Source organism: Leyella stercorea (genome assembly GCF_019052365.1).
GTDB lineage: Bacteria > Bacteroidota > Bacteroidia > Bacteroidales > Bacteroidaceae > Prevotella.
Genome location: NZ_JAHQUY010000177.1, coordinates 1 through 877, shown reverse-complemented (window position 1 = coordinate 877; position 877 = coordinate 1). Strand labels below are relative to the sequence as shown.

The window sequence follows — 877 nt, the reverse complement described above, 5'->3', positions numbered from 1 at the left end:
CCAACAAGGACATCGAGCAGTTGTTGCTTTCCATCCAAAAGGCTTTCGATGTGCTAGTGGAAAAGAGAACGGACTTACCTGTTCCTACCATTCGGGACGACACTCGTTCGCCAGCCTCATTACGCTGGAGGCAGGTATGCCGATGTAGACCATCTGCAAGATGCTCGGTCACAAGGATGTGAAGATGATGCAGCGGTATGCGAGAGTGACCCAAAAGAAAGCGCATCCTTCGTTTCGACAAGATTAAGACCAACGGCATTCGCATCCATCGAACATGAAACCTTAAGATTTCCTCAAACCATTTCAGGTTGACTATAAACTATCATAAAATGAGGGTATGCAAACTAACATACCCTCATTTTTATTTTAACTTTTACAACTTAATCATCATAATAACTTAATGGTCTGACAATGCAATTGCAACTTTACACACTACGCTTAACTATAAAATAATCAGTTACACTTTTGTCTATATCCCAGAAAGAAATGCCCATTTTTTTCAAATAATGCAAAAGGATTTCTTTGTTGAGACGTTCTCTAATTTTTCTGTTTTTTGTAAAATTCAATTTCTTCAATGCTATTAATTGGTCCCTTTGCATAAAATTGCCATCTGTCTTCTTTGTAGTTCAGCACATCTCTAGTTATTCCTTGTTTTGAAGAATGATGAAACAGAAAAAAAGGAGAGGCATTATCATTGGAAAGGGCAAATTGGTAGAAACTACAATGCAATTTCAACCGAAGTACATTACACAATGTTATTCTTCCATCACCTGAATTTGAAATGAAGAATATCTTATTAGGATAATGTGAAACTTGCCAACAACAAAATACATCATCATGTTTTCCTCCATAAGAAAGGTCTATGAATTCTGATATA

Annotated in this window: 1 protein-coding gene and 1 pseudogene; one reads left to right on the top strand and one right to left on the bottom strand. The window is 36.7% G+C overall.

All coding sequences use genetic code 11. The features are described 5' to 3' along the window. Positions 1-82 precede the first annotated feature (82 nt). Positions 83-247: pseudogene (locus KTQ90_RS13830) on the top strand (tyrosine-type recombinase/integrase); the annotation flags it as partial. 290 nt (positions 248-537) lie between these two features. Here KTQ90_RS13830 and KTQ90_RS13480 read toward each other — a convergent pair. Further along, positions 538-877, bottom strand: a 340-nt coding sequence (locus KTQ90_RS13480; protein WP_217318846.1) for a hypothetical protein, incomplete at its 5' end; no start/stop codon positions are given.